Origin of the sequence: Mesorhizobium liriopis (genome assembly GCF_024053505.1) — a bacterium.
GTDB lineage: Bacteria > Pseudomonadota > Alphaproteobacteria > Rhizobiales > Rhizobiaceae > Mesorhizobium_B > Mesorhizobium_B liriopis.
In genome coordinates this window covers 352,773-368,389 of sequence record NZ_JAMXQS010000002.1, presented here as the reverse complement: position 1 = coordinate 368,389, position 15,617 = coordinate 352,773, and the positions used below count along the sequence as shown (strand labels likewise).

At 64.4% G+C, this 15,617-nt stretch carries 12 protein-coding genes; 9 read left to right on the top strand and 3 right to left on the bottom strand.

What is annotated here, in order from left to right:
• The first annotated feature begins 325 nt into the window (after nt 1-325).
• From NGM99_RS04800 to NGM99_RS04760, 9 genes are all read left to right on the top strand, one after another.
• Nucleotides 326-2,311: a hypothetical protein gene (locus tag NGM99_RS04800; RefSeq protein ID WP_252816515.1), complete on the top strand. Its 1,986-nt coding sequence runs from the start codon at nt 326-328 to the stop codon at nt 2,309-2,311.
• Nucleotides 2,312-2,423: 112 nt separating this feature from the next.
• Nucleotides 2,424-4,532, top strand: coding sequence for a type I secretion protein (locus NGM99_RS04795; RefSeq protein ID WP_252816513.1), 2,109 nt, complete (start codon nt 2,424-2,426; stop codon nt 4,530-4,532).
• Between the two features lie 26 nt (nt 4,533-4,558).
• A complete protein-coding gene (locus NGM99_RS04790; RefSeq protein ID WP_252816511.1) occupies nt 4,559-6,727 on the top strand; it encodes a type I secretion system permease/ATPase in 2,169 nt (722 codons plus the stop codon).
• Nucleotides 6,728-6,733: 6 nt separating this feature from the next.
• The gene (locus NGM99_RS04785; RefSeq protein WP_252816509.1) at nt 6,734-8,071 is read left to right on the top strand and encodes an HlyD family type I secretion periplasmic adaptor subunit; all 1,338 of its coding nucleotides are present in this window, start codon (nt 6,734-6,736) and stop codon (nt 8,069-8,071) included.
• 192 nt (nt 8,072-8,263) lie between these two features.
• Complete coding sequence (locus NGM99_RS04780) at nt 8,264-8,713, top strand: DUF2141 domain-containing protein (RefSeq protein ID WP_252816507.1); 450 nt, start codon at nt 8,264-8,266, stop codon at nt 8,711-8,713.
• Nucleotides 8,713-8,883, top strand: a complete 171-nt coding sequence (locus tag NGM99_RS04775; protein WP_252816505.1) for a hypothetical protein — start codon at nt 8,713-8,715, stop codon at nt 8,881-8,883. The genes NGM99_RS04780 and NGM99_RS04775 overlap by 1 nt, the downstream gene beginning before the upstream one ends.
• 14 nt (nt 8,884-8,897) lie before the next feature.
• Nucleotides 8,898-10,394: a S10 family peptidase gene (locus tag NGM99_RS04770; RefSeq protein ID WP_252816503.1), complete on the top strand. Its 1,497-nt coding sequence runs from the start codon at nt 8,898-8,900 to the stop codon at nt 10,392-10,394.
• Between the two features lie 34 nt (nt 10,395-10,428).
• Nucleotides 10,429-11,493 carry a spore photoproduct lyase family protein gene (locus NGM99_RS04765; RefSeq protein ID WP_252816926.1) on the top strand — a complete coding sequence of 355 codons (1,065 nt, stop codon included), beginning with the start codon at nt 10,429-10,431 and terminating at the stop codon, nt 11,491-11,493.
• Nucleotides 11,494-11,554: 61 nt separating this feature from the next.
• Complete coding sequence (locus NGM99_RS04760; protein ID WP_252816501.1) at nt 11,555-11,692, top strand: hypothetical protein; 138 nt, start codon at nt 11,555-11,557, stop codon at nt 11,690-11,692.
• Between the two features lie 168 nt (nt 11,693-11,860).
• Here NGM99_RS04760 and NGM99_RS04755 read toward each other — a convergent pair whose 3' ends face one another.
• From NGM99_RS04755 to NGM99_RS04745, 3 genes are all read right to left on the bottom strand, one after another.
• Nucleotides 11,861-12,667, bottom strand: a complete 807-nt coding sequence (locus NGM99_RS04755) for an NAD-dependent epimerase/dehydratase family protein (protein WP_252816499.1) — start codon at nt 12,665-12,667, stop codon at nt 11,861-11,863.
• An 87-nt stretch (nt 12,668-12,754) separates the two neighbouring features.
• On the bottom strand, nt 12,755-13,348 hold the full coding sequence (locus NGM99_RS04750) for a cysteine hydrolase family protein (protein WP_252816497.1): 594 nt from the start codon (nt 13,346-13,348) through the stop codon (nt 12,755-12,757).
• Between the two features lie 53 nt (nt 13,349-13,401).
• Nucleotides 13,402-15,453 carry an NAD(+) synthase gene (locus tag NGM99_RS04745; RefSeq protein WP_252816495.1) on the bottom strand — a complete coding sequence of 684 codons (2,052 nt, stop codon included), beginning with the start codon at nt 15,451-15,453 and terminating at the stop codon, nt 13,402-13,404.
• Nucleotides 15,454-15,617 lie beyond the last annotated feature (164 nt).

Below are 15,617 nucleotides of genomic sequence, written 5' to 3'. Positions count from 1 at the left end.
AGCTCCAATTCCGGACTATCTCGTCTGCACTGAATCAAACACGGTCGGAGCGTTCCTTCCCTGCGAGCCGTGTTTGTCTTGCTCGCGTTTCCGGTCTCTAGTTCCGCGTCGCGCCGGTGAGGGCTCGTCTCTTTCAGGCAAGTCCTTGAGCGGGAAGGACAACAGGGAGCGGGGGCAGTCCTCCTTTCAGTGCAGCGTAGGGACATGGTGCAGGCAGTCATCCATTGCCGCCATGCGCCGCCTCCGAAACACGCAACGGCCCATGGGCGAAACGCACCTTAAAAGATGAATGGTGCGGCCTCGGGGCATTTTCGAGGAAACGACGATGTCTTCACGCAACGGCTTCAGCCTGTTCGGGCTTGGTCACGATCAGGACCAGGATCAGACGCAGGACCAGTCTTCGGATCAGGATCAGACCCAGTCTTCGACGCAGGGGCAGACCCAGGATTCCACGCAGGATCAGGGGCAGGGCCAAGGTCAGGGCCAGGATCAGTACCAGTCGAGCACCAATGAGAACCTGAACGGAAACGGCAATCTCAACGGCAACCTGAACGGTAATCTCAGCCTCAACGGAAACGGCAACTTCAACGCCAATTCCAGCGACAACACCAATACGAGCACCAACACCAACGAAAACACATCGACCACCAATGTCGATGTGGGCGTGGATGTCGGTTTCGACATGAGCGGCTATCTGCCGACCGACAATGACGGCAACGACATCGACCTGTCGGGCGGGGCGCGTGTCGATACGCTGCTCGTCAACCATGATGGCGAGATCTCGTACAATCCTGGGGACGACGTTTCCTTCAGCGACTTCCTGAACGGTTCGCTGAATGGCGATGGCAACAATGCCTTCAACATCGCCCAGACCGCGCATCTCGCCGACAACGACATCCTGACCGGCGCGACCGTTTCCAACAATGCCGAGTTCAACCAGAACGGCAGCGCTTATGGCGGCACGGCGACGGCTGGCCCCGGCATCAGCGCGGGCGGCGCGGGCGGTGCAGGCGGCTGGGGCGGTGAAGCCAATGGCGGCCTCGGTGGCGCAGGTGCGGCGACGGCGGGCGGTGCGACCGGGGGCGCAGCACTCGGCTTCGGGCTTGGCAGCCAGAACACTGCCGGCAATGGCGCCGAAGGCGGCGACGGCACGGGCACCGGCACCGGCACGGGCTTCGGCCTCGGACTGGGCTTTGCCGGCAGCACGGGCGGCACCGGCGGCAATGCCGATGGCGGCGACAACAATGGCCAGGGGGGCGCGGGCTTCGGCCTCGGCCTTTCCGGTGCGCTGGGCGGCACGAGCGGCAACGCGGATAGCGGCGACGCCACCGGCGGCGCAGGCAGCGGCAGCAGCTCGGCGAACAGCACCAGCAACGGCTCGGCCACGGGCGGCGAAGGCGGCGATGCGGGCTCACTCGGTCTGGGCGTCGGCCTTGGTCTCGGTGCAGGCGGCGCCGGCGGTGCCGGCGGCGAAGGCACCGGTGGCGACGGCGGCACGGGTGGAGCGGGTGGCGCCGGTGGCGCTGGCGGTGAAGGTGGCTCCGGCGGGCTCTTCACCGGCGGCGGTGCTGGCGGAGCCGGCGGCTTCGGCGGTGTGGGTGGCGGTGTCGGCGAAAGCGGCGACGGCACGGGCGGTCTCGGCGGCACCGGCGGCACGGGCACCGGCAGCGGTTCGGGTGGTGCTGGCAGCACGGCCGGCGGCGGCGCCGGTGGCGCTGGCGACAACACCAGCACTTCGGGTGACGCGGCCTCCAACGGCTTCGGCACCGGCGGGGTCGGTGCCAGCGGCGCTGCGGATAGCGGCAATGTCGGTGCGGCAACCTCGTCCGCAGGCGGCACGGGCATCGGCGGCGCAGTCGGCGATGCCGGCTTCGGGGGCACCGGTGGTGCCGGCGGCGCGAGCGACGCGACGGCGGATGTGGGTGCCGGCGGCACCGGGACCGGCTCCGGCTCGGGCTTCGGCGGCGCGGGCGGCTTCGGCGGCTCGGCCTTCGGCGGCGACACGATCGTCCTGCCGACTGCCGGTGACGCCTTCGGTGGCGACGCCTCCGGCGGCAATGGCGGCTTCGGTGGCCTCGCTTCCATCACCCACGGCGATGGCGGCCTGGGTGGCGATGCCGGCAGCTGGGGCGCGGGCAACACCGGCGACATGAGCATCGCCGGCACGTCCTCGGCCGCGGCCTCCGCGCTGGTCGAGACCTCGGCCTTCAACCAGAGCATCGTGATGGGCGCCAACCTGATGGGCAACACGGTCGACCTGACCGTGGTGGGCGGCGACTACAACCACACCGCGATCGGCGACGACGCCTAAGCTCGGCCTGGCCGCAGCACTGACAGGAAGCCGCGCGGGGCACCCCTCGCGCGGCTTCACCTCCCCAACGGGCCCCATCAAGTGGCCCGGGAGTGACACGGAGGAGCGCCCCATGATCCTGGACAAGTTTTCCGAGCAGATCGCCCACTTCGTCGGGCTCTTCCACCTTGCCGACGAAAGCGCACGCCACCGAAAGGATTACCAGGAGTTCCGTCTGGCCAAGGCCAAGGCCGAACATGATCCCAAAGACGGGGTCGACCAGCTTCACTTCCGCAGTCCATACGATCTCGACGACCCTGAACCCGGCCTGCATTACGTGCCGGGACGGTTCGATGTCCTCAAGGAGGGGGTGGGGTCCGGTGTCTCGCCTGTCGCGATTCCCGTTCACGACATTGGCCTGCGGGGTTATCACCCGCACGGTGCACGCCCGCATCCGTTTCTCGACGCGGAGCTGCATCTGGTGCGCCATGGTGAAGTGCCGGAGATCACGCCGCCAGGCTCGACGGTTCTCCAGCTCGTTCAGGAAAATTTCCTCGCCGACAACGATTATGCGAGCGTCGGTGGCCATGGCCTGGGCCTGCGCAACATGATCGACAGCGGCGCGCAGCTCGCTTCTCTTGCCAAGGCGGCACTGGCCGCCGACCCATTCCTGTCATTCGACGAGCACGGCATGCCTGCGGGGGGCGCCTCGATCGGTGACTTCATCGAAAGCATGGCCGACACGGCCCGCCTCTTCGCCGCGGGCCACATGGATGACGGCCAGACCAGCAGCTCCACGAGCTTCACCGACGGCAACACCACGACCACGGTTTTCGTGGCAACCGGCGAAGCCGCGCAAGGCTTCCATCTCAATGGTGTGGAGGCCGGAACGCTTCCGACCCTCAAGGACCATATGCCGCTGGCCCTGCGCGATGCGCCGGACCACAGCGACCCTGCTGCATCCGGTGTGAGCGGCGGCATCAACGGACCCTTGCAGTCGGCGCATGGCGAGGCGGCATCGGGCGGCGCGCCTCTTCCGCAGGCTTCCGTCGAGATTTCCGCCGGCGGCAACATGCTGGTCAACGAGGCCTTCGACACGAACAAGAGCCTGTTCGGCACGGTGACGGCCGTGAAAGGCGATCATTTCGAGCTCAACCTGATCGCTCAAGTGAACGTTTATTCCGACACGGATGCGGTGGGTGAAACGCTTTCCAGCTGGAACAGCGCGCCTCAGGCGAGCGCCACCTTCAACCTCGCGAGCTTCAACCGCATCGATGCGTCCAGTCCGGCCAAGCCGGTGACAGACACGACCGCGTTCCCGAAATTCTGGGCGGTCACCGAGATCTCCGGCGATCTTACCGTGATGAACTGGACCAAGCAGCTCAACCTCATCACCGATCAGGACCGCATGATCGTTTCGTCGTCGGGCGTCACGACCACGCTTTCGACCGGCGACAACAAACTCTTCAACACGCTCGACTTCACGAATCTCGGCAAGTATTTCGACCTGATCCTGGTCGGCGGCAGCCTGATCGAGGCGTCCGTCATCAAGCAGATCAACGTGCTGCTCGATGACGACATCGTCGGCGCGGTGAAGAGCTTCTCCACGAGCGGCGCGGGGCAACTTTCTACCCACGACAACCTCCTGTGGAACCAGGCCGCGATCACCACTATCGGCGGTGCCGACCGCTTCGGCGCGCTGTCGGACGGATACAGGTCGACCCTCGACGACTTCGCATCCGGCAAGAAGACGCTTTCGGCCGACGTGCTTCAGGATTCGGCCTTTGCCGGGCTCGTCGGCCTGCGCGTGCTCTACATTTCCGGCAATCTCTACGATCTGCACTATGTCTCGCAAACCAACGTGCTGGGCGATTCCGATCAGGTCGCGCTTGCCATGAACAAGGGGCTGGCGGGTGCCGGAGCCGACTGGTCGGTTTCCACCGGCTCCAACGCGCTCGTCAACATCGCCGGCATCTTCGATGTCGATTCCACCGGCAAGACCTATGTGGGCGGCGAGAAATACACGGACGAAATCCTCATTCAAACCGACATCATCGCAACCAATCCGGTGCTCGGCGCGCAGAACGCGGACCACCTCGTCAACGAGGCGGTGGTATTTCTGGGCGACGGGCTGCTCGGTCCCGATCATGGCGCGGACACGACCGGCCATTCGGGCGCGGCCGGCGCCAATGCCGGGGCGCATGCAGGCCACAACGACATCATGCAGAGCGTGCTCTCATGACCCATTCAGCGAAAGAACGCGCAGTCATGGCAGCAACCAATTCAGCCATCCGCGACGTTCAATCCGCGATCCAGGCACTCCGCAGCGCCTCGATTGCCGCAAGACCCAGGCTCAGCGGCGACGTGGTCGTCGAAACGCTGGAGAACCCACGTCCTCTGCCGGCTCAACCCTTGGAAGCGCAGCCTGCCGAGGCGAAGGTCATCGAGATCGCTGCCGTTCCGGCCCAAGCCTCCGAGCCGGCCAGAGTGGCCGAGGAGGAAGCGGATCCGGTTCCCGAAACGTCGACCGAAACGCCAGGCACGGCATCGGCCGGCAAGCCGGATGTCGCGGAGGAGACCAGAGCCGCCGGACCCGCCTTCGCACCCGGTGCAGTGAAGACCATCGACGCCGACACCGGCCCCATCAAGGCCGAGGCCAACCGCCCCGTGCGCATGGTGGCGCCCGCCAACGAGAACAAGGTGGACAGCGTGTTCCACCGCCGGCTCGGGCCGGTGAACCTCGCCGACAATCTTCAGAGCGGCATCCGCGCGGTGAAGCGCAACCTCATGGTGGTGATGGGCTTCACGCTCGCCACCAACGCACTGGTGCTGGCCATTCCCGTCTATCTCTTCCAGATTTCCGACCGCGTGCTCACCAGCCGTTCGCTCGACACGCTTGCCATGCTGACGCTCGTGATCGTGGGCGCGGTGCTGCTCAACGCGGCCCTCGATGCCGTGCGCCGCTTCATCCTGATGCGCACGGCCGTGGAGATCGCGGTCCAGCTCGGCGCGCCCATTCTCGGCGCGGCGGCCCGCGCGTCGCTGCACTCCAATGGCAAAGAGTACCAGACGCTGGGCGACCTCCAGCAGCTGCGTGGCTTTCTCGTCTCGGGCACGCTGCTCTCGTTTCTCGATGCGCCTTTGGCGCCGCTCTTCCTGATCGTGGTCTTCCTGGTGCATCCGCATCTGGGCGCGATCGTCCTGGTCGGTGCCATCCTTCTGCTCATCATCGCCTGGTTCAACCAGAAATGGACACACAAGCCCTTTGCCGAGGCCAATGCGCATCAGAGCCGGGCGAACCTGCATCTCGATGCCATGTCGCGCAACGCGCAGATCATCAACGCGCTCGCCATGATCCCCGAAGCCGTGCGCATCTGGGGCAAGGACACGGCGGGTTCGCTGAAAGCCCAGGTGATCGCGCAGGATCGCAACGTGATCTCGTCCTCGATCTCCAAGGCCGTGCGCCTGCTCGTGCAGATCGCCATGCTCGGCTGGGGCGCCACGCTCTCCCTCGAAGGCCAGCTGACGGGCGGCATGGTGATCGCCGCCTCCATCATCGCCGGCCGTGCGCTTGCCCCCGTCGAGGGCGCCATCGAAGGCTGGAATGCCTTCATCCATGCCCGTTCGGCCTACAGCCGCATCTCTCAGCTGCTGCAGGCCTCGCCGCTCAACCTCGAGCGCCTCAAGCTCCCTCGCCCCCAAGGGAGGCTCGATGTTGAGCGGCTTCTTTTTGTTCCCCAAGGCACCAAGAAAGTGGTGCTCAACGGGATTTCGTTTTCCCTAGCACCCGGCGACTCGCTCGCGGTGATCGGGGATTCGGGTGCCGGCAAGACAACGCTCGGCAAGATGCTGGTGGGCTCGATCCTGCCGACCTCGGGTGCCGTGCGCCTCGACCTGATGGACCTGCGCAACTGGGATCCGCGCCAGTTCGGCGAAAATATCGGCTATCTGCCCCAGGACGTGCAGCTCTTTCCCGGCACGATCAAGGCCAACATCGCCCGCATGCGCGACGATGCGAAAGACGAGGAGGTGTTTCGCGCCGCCGTCCTGGCCGACGTGCACGAGCTGATCTCCACCTTCCCGCAAGGCTACGAGACGGTGATTGCGGCTGACGGCTCGCCGCTCTCGGGCGGACAGAAGCAGCGCATCGCGCTCGCCCGAACATTCTTCGGAAATCCCCGCCTGATCGTGCTCGACGAGCCGAACTCCAATCTGGATGGCGCGGGCGACACGGCCCTTCTGAAGGCGCTGGCGCATGCCAAGCAGAACAAGACCACGGTGATCACCATCACCCAGCGGCCCTCGCTCCTGCGCGTCGTAGACAAGATCCTGTTCATGCAGAACGGCACCATCGCCATGTTCGGCACGCGACAGGACGTGCTCAACGCCATCGCCCAGAAGACGGGCCAGGCCATTCCCACCCAGCATTCGGGCTGATCCGCCATGTCTTCCGCTGACGCCGTTCACGACATCGACTGGTATTCCGATGTGCCACGCTCGATCCGGCCGCATCTCGTGCTGGGCCTGATCCTCGGCGTGGTCTGTTTGGGCGGGTTCGGCACCTGGGCCTCGATCGCGCCGCTGAAGGCCGCCGTGATTTCGCCCGGCAGCTTCGTGGCGACCGGCGAGAACAAGGTCGTGCAGCACCTTGAGGGCGGCATCATCGAGGACCTGCTCGTCAACGAAGGCGACCGCGTGAAGGCGGGCGAGCCCATCATCAAGCTCGACGGCACGGCGGCCCAAGTGAAGCAGCGCCAGCTATTCCTTCGCCAGGCCCGCCTCGAAGCCAATGTCGCGCGGCTCCAGGCGCAGGCGCAGGGGCGGCCCCATGTCGCTTTCCCGGAGATCGTCACAGAGAACGAGGGCGATCCGGAGGTGCAAGCCATCGTGGAAAGCACCAAGGCCAGCTTCGAATCCGCCAAGACGCGGCTCCAGACAGAGATTGGCCTGCTTCAGCAGAATGTCGCCGCCCTCGACTTCCGCACCGAAGGCTTCGGCCGCCAGCGTTCCTCGATGCAGACCCAACTCGGGCTTCTCAAGGAGGAATATGCCGGCAAGCTGACGCTGCTTTCGCAAGGCCTGATCCGCGCCACGGAAGTGAAAGCCATCCAGCGCGCCATGGCCGATGCGGACGGCCAGATCGGTCGCCTGGATTCGGAGATGTCGGAAACCAAGGCGCAGTCCGACAAATACACCCAGCAGGCCGAACAGACCACGACCGAACTGCGCCAGCAGGCGCTGGCCGAACTCCAGACCGCCGAGTCCGAGCTCGACGCGGTGCGCGAGCAGGCGCGCGAAGCGAAGAATGTGGTGAAGCGCTCGACCATCAACGCACCGGTCGATGGCGTCGTGGTGCGTATGTACTATCACACCGCCGGCGGCGTCATCGAAAGCGGCAAGAAGATCGCCGAGATCCTGCCCTCGGACGCACCGCTCATCATCGAGACCTTGGTGCAGCGCAAGGATATCGATGTCGTCAAGCTCGGCCAGCACGCCACCGTGCGACTATCCGCGCTCAACCAGCGCACCACGCCGGTGCTGAATGGCGAGGTCTATTACGTTTCTGCCGATGCGCTGACGGACGCCACGCCCGACCGGATGCAGGAAGTCTATCTCGCCCGCATCAAGCTTTCGCCTGAAGAGCTGCACCGCGTGCGCAACTTCTCGCCCACGCCCGGCATGCCCGTGGAGGTGATGATCCAGACCGCCGAGCGCACTTTCCTCGACTATCTGACCCGCCCCATCCGCGACAGCATGAACCGCGCCTTCATGGAGCAGTGAGACGCGCGCTCCCGCGCGGCACGTGGGTTTTTTCTCTTGCGCGATGTCCTACGCGAAGCCGCTGCGCATTTCTGCTGAAATTGCTTTTGCTCAGGCGCGGTCGCAAGACTGCCACGGTGACGTGATCAACGAGACCCCTCGCACGGTTCGGTCGGCGCGCTAGCTTCGACCTTGGTCACCCGGAGGTCTCGAATGACGGCAGCTCTCGCGAAACGAAATTTGCTCGGCTTGGGCCTGAGCCTTTTTGCGGGTCTCTCTGCATTTCCTGCCTTCGCAGGCTCGATCACGGTGGCCGTCGAGGACCTGCCCTCGGGGGCGGGAACCGTAGGCTGCGCGCTGTTCGACAATCCTGCGGGCTTCCCCGGCAACCAAGGAGCCGTCGAAACGCAGACGATCGCCGCCGACGCCTCGCCCGTTTCCTGCTTCTTCAAGAACCTTCCCGCCGGCCGCTACGCGGTCGCCGTTTCGCATGACGAGAACGCCAACGGCCAGCAGGATACCAATCTCCTCGGCATTCCGAAGGAGGCCTGGGGCGTCAGCAACAATGCCCGTCCCCGCTTCCGCGCGCCCCGCTTCGATGAAGCCGCCTTCGACTTGAAGCGCAACGAGAAAGTGCAAATCGACATTTCGGTGGCGCGCTGATGCGGCGTGCCGTTCTTCTCTTGGGCACGGCACTCCTCTTGTCCGGCTGCGGCGGCATGGTTCGCGCGACGAGCGTGGTGCCGAACGGGCTCGACAAGCTGAAGGCAGATACCGAGCCGTTCCGTCAGGGTCGCGACAAGCCCTCCTCCCCTTCCACCGCGACCGATTGAGAGCGGATTTTTCGATGCCCGCACGCCACTTCATCGGGGCCTTTGGCCTTGCTCTCCTCGTTTCCGCGAACCCGGTGCTCGCCGCCGAGCGCCCTGCGCCCACCGGCGGCGTGCTCTCGCTTCTGCCGCAGCCCTCCACCACCGAGCACTCGATCACCACACCGGCGGGCACGCTCGACTACAAGGCCGAAACCGGCACGCTTTCCCTGCTCGGCGGCGATGGCGCGGTGACGGCGGAAATCTTCTATACGGCCTATTCCCGCAAGCCCAAGGGCGACGCCAAACGTCCGATCACCTTCGTCTTCAATGGGGGCCCCGGCGCGGCCTCGGCCTATCTCCATATCGGGGCGCTCGGGCCGCGCGTGGTCAGAACTGCGCCAGACGGCTCGTTCCTGTCGCCGCCGCAAAGCCTCGAAGACAATCCCGATACCTGGCTCGACATGACCGATCTCGTCTTCGTCGATCCTGTCGGGACCGGCTACAGCCGCGAGGCACCGGGCAACGACACCAAGAACTTCTGGGGCGTCGATCAGGATGCCTCGTCGATGGGCGCCTTCATCCGGCTCTTTCTTTCGCAATCGAGCCGCACCGGCTCGCCCTTCTATCTCGCGGGCGAAAGCTATGGCGGGTTCCGGGCAGCCCTTTTGGCGCGTACGCTTCAGGAGGATGTCGGCCTTTCGCCATCGGGCATCGTCCTGATCTCGCCCGCGCTCGAATTCGCGCTTTTGCGCGGCGATGATTTCCTGCTCTGGCAATATGCGTTCGAACTGCCGGCCATGGCCGCCACCAAGCTCGAAGGCGAAGGCGTGCATGGTGACGAACTCAAGCGTCGGCTCGACGAGGTCGAGCGCTATGCGAGAGGCGATTACGTCACGGCACTCGCTTCGGGTCTCGAAGCCGGACGCGACAAGGCCTCCGAGCGGGTCGCCGAAATCACCGGCCTCCCCCTCGACCTCGTGCGGCGCAACTATGCGCGCATCCCGGCATCCGTTTTCGCCCGCGAGTTCCAGCGGCAAACCGGCAAGGTGCTGAGCCTCTATGACGGCACGATCACCACGCCCGATATCGCGCCCGACAGTTTGCGCAGCGAGACGCCGGACCCGGTGCTCGACCGCAGCGTTCCGGTGCTGACCTCGCTCTTCGTCGATTATGTGCAGAAGGATCTGAACTGGCGCACGCCGGTTTCCTACCGTCTGCTCAATGGCGAGATCAGCGGCAAATGGGACTATGGCACGAGCAGCACCCGCCAAGGCTTCGCCGGCGTGCTCGCCGATATCCAGAAAGCGCGCTCGCTCAACCCCGATCTCGGTGTGCTGATCGCCCATGGCTTTGCCGACCTCGTGACGCCTTACACGTCCTCGCGCTTTCTCATCGACCAATTGCCGAGCCTTGAAGGCGCGGCGCCGATCCGGCTGACCACTTACGAGGGCGGGCATATGATGTATTTCCGCAAGGACTCGCGCGCCGCCCTGAAGCGCGATGCCGCAACGTTGTTTGGTGTGGCTGACTAGGGAAAAGCAGCCGCCCGCGCCCTATATTCGAGGCATGGAGCGCGAGCACCTTCTCGACCCGAAAACCATCTATCTCGAGCCCGCCGTGCGCGAGTTTCCGCGCGGGCGCGACGTGCTCGCGCGCTTTCCGGACGCGGCCCGGATCGAGGTCGAAAGCCACTGGAAGATCCCGACCCTCTTCGAGGATGCCACCCGGGCCGAGGACTGGCTGCGCATCAAGCGCGAGGTTCTGGTGCTGGGCGTCAAGAAGAGCCTTGCCATGCGGCCCAACGGACGAAGTGCCGATTTCATCGCGCCGTCCTCGTCGAACGGCTGCGCGATGGCGTGTTCCTATTGCTACGTGCCGCGCCGCAAAGGCTATGCGAACCCCGTCAGCGTTTTCGTCAATATCGACGGCATCACCCGCGCCATCGCCCGCCACACGGAGAAGCTCGGCCCCAAGCTGGAGCCCAACAGCGTCGATCCGACCCACTGGGTTTATGATCTCGGCGAGAACGGCGATCTTTCGGTCGATGCCTTGGTGTCGGACAATGTGCGCGATCTCGTGGCCGCCTTCCGTACCATCCCTCACGGCAAGGGCTCGTTCGCGACCAAGCATGTCAACATGGATCTCCTCGATTACGACCCGCAGAACAAGACGCGCGTACGCTTCTCGCTGATGCCCCAGCGCATGGCGAAGCTGGTCGATGTGCGCACCACGCCGATTGCCGAGCGGATCGCCGCCATCAACCCCTTCGTGGAAGCCGGCTACGAGGTGCATCTCAATTTCTCGCCGGTGATCGTCCACGAGGCGTGGGAACAGGAATGGCGCGAGCTGTTCCAGGCGATCGACGACCAGCTTTCGCCCAAGGCCAAGGCACAGCTCAAATGCGAGGTGATCATGCTCACCCACAATGAGGACCTGCATGTTGTCAACATGGACTGGCACCCGCGCGCCGAAGAGTTCTTGTGGCGGCCCGACATCCAGGAACAGAAGCGGAGCGAAAGCGGCATGGTGAACCTGCGCTATCGTCACGGCTGGAAAGGCCGTTGGCTCAACCAATTGCTCTCATGGATGAAGGAAACGATGCCCTATTGCGGCGTCCGCTACGCGTTCTGACCGCGCATGGAACCGTTGGCGGGGTTCCAGCTTCTCAGCGACCCGTCACGAGGAGCAAGCAATGACCGAGAAAAAGGGCAAGGGCAGCGAAACCGCGCAGAAAGCCAATGCCAAGGCCGCCAAGGAAGGCAAATCCAACGCGCGCAAGTCCTCTGCCGCGCAGAGCGAATTGGGCAAGAAGGGCGGCAAGTCGAAATAGGCAGCGTGGTGGTCGGCTCTGTCGGATGAGCCGAGCAGCGTTTAAGCCGGGTACCAAGTTTCGAGGTCGAACACGACGCTCACGTCCTCCCTTCCCCTTGTGGGGAGGGGCAAAAGGGTGAGGGGGACGTGGCCGACTTCAGCAGCGTTACCGGCAGGCCCCGCCTTCCTACTCGTCCTCGAAATGCCCGACGGCACAAAAGCTCCCGCCCTGGAACCGCACGGCGGGATCGTTCGGATGCCCCTGGTCCGTCGCCGCGAACACCTTCTCGCGATAGTCATCTGCCGAATCCTGCGGCCGATACCCCAGCACGCTCGCCGCCTCGTTGTTCCAGAAGCGCTCGCGGTTGTCCGATGTGGCAAAGCTGATCATATGGCCGACGCGCGGGGCGGACAGGCTCAGTTCCACGATCTGGCGAAAATCACCGTAGGATAGCCATGTGATCAGCATCCGCCGATCGACGGGCTCCGGAAAGCACGAGCCGATGCGCAGGCAAACGCTTTCGATGCCGAACTGGTCAAAGCAATAGCGCGACAGGTCCTCGCCGAAGCATTTTGAGACGCCATAGAGACTGTCCGGACGCTGCGGCGCCTTGGCATCGATCGTCTCGTTGCGCTCGTAATAGCCGGTGGCATGGACCGAACTCGCATAGACGATCCGCTCAACCCCGTGCTGCCGTGCCGCTTCATAGATGTTGTAGGTGCCCTTGATGTTGGAATCGAGCACAGCTTCCCATGTGCCCTCGCGCGACTGGCCGCCCAGATGCACGATCGCATCGCAGCCTTCGACCACCTGCATCACCCCATCGAAATCGGCCAGATCGACCGGCATGTCCTCCTCGTGATCGGCCAGATCTTCGGACGCGATCCGATCCGTCAGCCGCACAGAGCCGCCGAGCCTCAAAGCCGAGTGCCGCAGTTCCTTGCCGAGCGCGCCAGCGGCACCGGTGATGAGGACCTTGGTAAAATGGGACATAAGAAGTTTCCAGCGGAGGGGAACATGCCTACGACCATGCAAGCGTCCGGCGCGCAAGTCCACGGTGGGCTCGGCAACGCTTTGCTGTCAGGCCATCCCAACCCACTCTTTCAATGAGAACTCGTCCGTCCCCCGCGTTTCGGCATTCATGCTGTTCAGCATGATTTCGAGCGCCCATTTCGTGCGGCGCTCGCTTTCACCGGCGACGGCGTCGCGGGGTACCCATAGCTCGTATTCGCGCATATGGGCGTCGGCCGCGGTGAAGAGGACGCAGATGTCGGCGGCGATGCCGGTCAAGACGAGGCGGCTGGCGCCGAGCTTGGGCAGCAGCACGGGCAGGTTCGTGGCGTAGAAGCCCGAGAATTGCGGCTTGATGACGAAGAAATCGTTGTCGCGCGGCGCGATGCGCCTGACCATTTCACGGCCGGGCCGCCCCTCGCCTGTGGCATGCGCCACGAGCTTCGAGCGTTCGGAGTGCCACTGGCCAAAATTGTCGTTCACATAGACAGTGGGCACGCCGAGCCGGTCGGCCTCGTCGCGCAGCAAAAGGATGCGTTCGGCCGCCTTCTTGGCAGCGGCTTCCATGTCGGACGCGCCCTCGAAATCGAGATGATTGACCATGTCGATGAGGATCAGTGCCGTCTTGCCTGCTGCCGGTTCCTTGATCTCTGCTTTCGCCACCACTTCCTCCTTAGCCGGCTCGATCTAAAGACGGCTTGGAGGAAGTGTTCCGCTTATTCCTGCTCGGGCACTTTCTTGAGTTCTTCGAGCCAGGGACCGGCAGCGGAATCGGAAGGCGCACGCCAGTCGCCGCGGGGCGAGAGGGAGCCGCCCGACGAAATCTTTGGGCCATTGGGCATGGCCGAGCGCTTGAACTGCGAGATCGTGAAGAAGCGGAACAGGAAGAGCTCCAGCCATTTGCGGACTTCCGCCAGACTGTAGGCGCCATGCTCGGCCTGGAGGTTCCCCAGGCTCCGCTGGTTGGCCGTCCCCGTTTCGCTCCACGCGTTCCATGAGAGGTAAGCCGTCTTGGACGGACGGAACCCGAAGCGCGACGTGTAATAAAGGTTGAAGTCCTGCAACGGATAGGGACCGATCGCGGCTTCCGTGGACTGGATCGGCTCACCCTCGCGCGCCGGCACGAGTTCGGGCGAGATGGTCGCGCCCAGAACCTCGCGCAGAAGCTGTGCCGTCTCGTGTGAAACATCGCCCGAATCCGCCACGAACCGGATCAGATGCTGGATCAGCGTCTTGGGCACGGACGCGTTGACGTTGTAGTGGGACATGTGATCGCCCACGCCATAGGTGGACCAGCCCAGGCCGATCTCCGAGAGGTCGCCCGTGCCGACGACCAGACCCTTGTGATGGTTGGCAAGGCGGAAGAGGTAATCGGTGCGCAGGCCCGCCTGCACATTCTCGAACGTCACGTCATGCACCGGCTCGCCCCTCGCGAAGGGGTGCTTCATATCGGCAAGCAACTGCTTCGCAGCGGGGCGGATGTCGATCTCCTCGGCCGTCGCACCCACCGCCTTCATCAGCCCCCAGGCATAGGATTTGGAGGTGTCGCCAGTGGCAAAGCCGGGCATGGTGAAGGCAAGGATGTTCTCGCGCGGCAGCTTGAGCCGGTCGAAGGCGCGCGCGATGACCATCAAGGCATGCGTGGAATCGAGCCCACCGGAAACGCCGATCACGACCTTCTCCGTGCGCGTGGCCTCCAAGCGCTTGGCCAAGCCCTGTACCTGAATGTTGAAGGCCTCGTAGCAGTTCTCGGCGAGCTTGGCCGGGTTCGAGGGCACGTAAGGGAAGCGCTCGACGTCGCGGCAAAGCGGCAGTGCCTCTTTTGGTGCGTCCAGCGTGAACTCGACCGTGCGCCAGACCGGCGCACTGGCCCGGTTGGCACGCGCGCAATCGCCGAAGGAGCCGGTTCGCATCCGCTCCTGGCGAAGACGGCCGAGATCCACATCGCTGACCGTCAAGGTCGATTCGGGCGCGAAACGGTCGCTTTCGCCCAGCAGGCCGCCATTTTCGTAGATCATCGCCTGCCCGTCCCAGGCGAGATCGGTGGTGGATTCGCCAGGACCCGCCGCCGCATAGACATAGGCCGCGACAGCCGTCATCGACTGCGCACCGCACAACAGGTGCCGCGATTCGGACTTGCCGATGGTGATATTGGAAGCCGACAGGTTGAGCAGAACTTCCGCGCCTGCCATGGCCGCGAAAGTGGAAGGCGGCAAAGGCGCCCAGACATCCTCACAGATCTCGATATGGACCGTGAAGGCGCAGGTGCCCACCGAGCAGAAGAGAAGATCGACACCGAAAGGCACGTCCATGCCGCACAGCCGCACGGTTTCACCACGCGTATGAGCACCCGGCGCGAAATGCCGCTTCTCGTAGAATTCACGGTAATTCGGCAGATAGGATTTGGGCACGAGGCCCAGAATGCGGCCGCGATGGACGAGGGCTGCGCAGTTGAAGAGCTGGCCGCGCACGCGCAAGGGCAGGCCGACGGCGAAGGCCGGAAACAGGTCACGGCTCGCTTCCACCAGGCGCCGGAGCTCTTCCTCCACCGCATCGAGCAGCGCATCCTGCTGAAGAAGGTCGTCGATGGCGTAGGACGACAGGCCAAGCTCGGGAAACACCATCAGCGCGACGCGTTCCGCATGCGCCCGCTCGATCAGTTTGAGCGTTTCCGCTCCATTGAATGCAGGGTCGGCCACGTTCACGCGCGGCACGGCGGCTGCCACGCGGACGAAATCGTGGGCGTAGGGCGAGAAGAACGAGACCATGTTCCTTCTAAACCCCAAGCCCGCTCTCTGTTCCAGCCCCTTCCCCACTCTTTCGATCTCGTTTGAAGCGCCGAGGAAACTCGAAGCGCAGCAAGCTCGTATCAACCACTGACCGTGTATTGTTTTTCGTCTCCAACCCCTACGGCGCGGGAGACGCCCTGCTT

Excerpts from the sequence above, each read along its gene's own strand:
- NGM99_RS04765 (WP_252816926.1), top strand. The coding sequence starts at position 10,429 with ATGGAGCGCGAGCACCTTCTCGACCCGAAAACCATCTATCTCGAGCCC.
- NGM99_RS04785 (WP_252816509.1), top strand. The coding sequence starts at position 6,734 with ATGTCTTCCGCTGACGCCGTTCACGACATCGACTGGTATTCCGATGTG.
- NGM99_RS04780 (WP_252816507.1), top strand. The coding sequence starts at position 8,264 with ATGACGGCAGCTCTCGCGAAACGAAATTTGCTCGGCTTGGGCCTGAGC.
- NGM99_RS04790 (WP_252816511.1), top strand. The coding sequence starts at position 4,559 with ATGGCAGCAACCAATTCAGCCATCCGCGACGTTCAATCCGCGATCCAG.
- NGM99_RS04775 (WP_252816505.1), top strand. The coding sequence starts at position 8,713 with ATGCGGCGTGCCGTTCTTCTCTTGGGCACGGCACTCCTCTTGTCCGGC.
- NGM99_RS04745 (WP_252816495.1), bottom strand. The coding sequence starts at position 15,453 with ATGGTCTCGTTCTTCTCGCCCTACGCCCACGATTTCGTCCGCGTGGCA.
- NGM99_RS04800 (WP_252816515.1), top strand. The coding sequence starts at position 326 with ATGTCTTCACGCAACGGCTTCAGCCTGTTCGGGCTTGGTCACGATCAG.
- NGM99_RS04760 (WP_252816501.1), top strand. The coding sequence starts at position 11,555 with ATGACCGAGAAAAAGGGCAAGGGCAGCGAAACCGCGCAGAAAGCCAAT.
- NGM99_RS04795 (WP_252816513.1), top strand. The coding sequence starts at position 2,424 with ATGATCCTGGACAAGTTTTCCGAGCAGATCGCCCACTTCGTCGGGCTC.
- NGM99_RS04770 (WP_252816503.1), top strand. The coding sequence starts at position 8,898 with ATGCCCGCACGCCACTTCATCGGGGCCTTTGGCCTTGCTCTCCTCGTT.
- NGM99_RS04755 (WP_252816499.1), bottom strand. The coding sequence starts at position 12,667 with ATGTCCCATTTTACCAAGGTCCTCATCACCGGTGCCGCTGGCGCGCTC.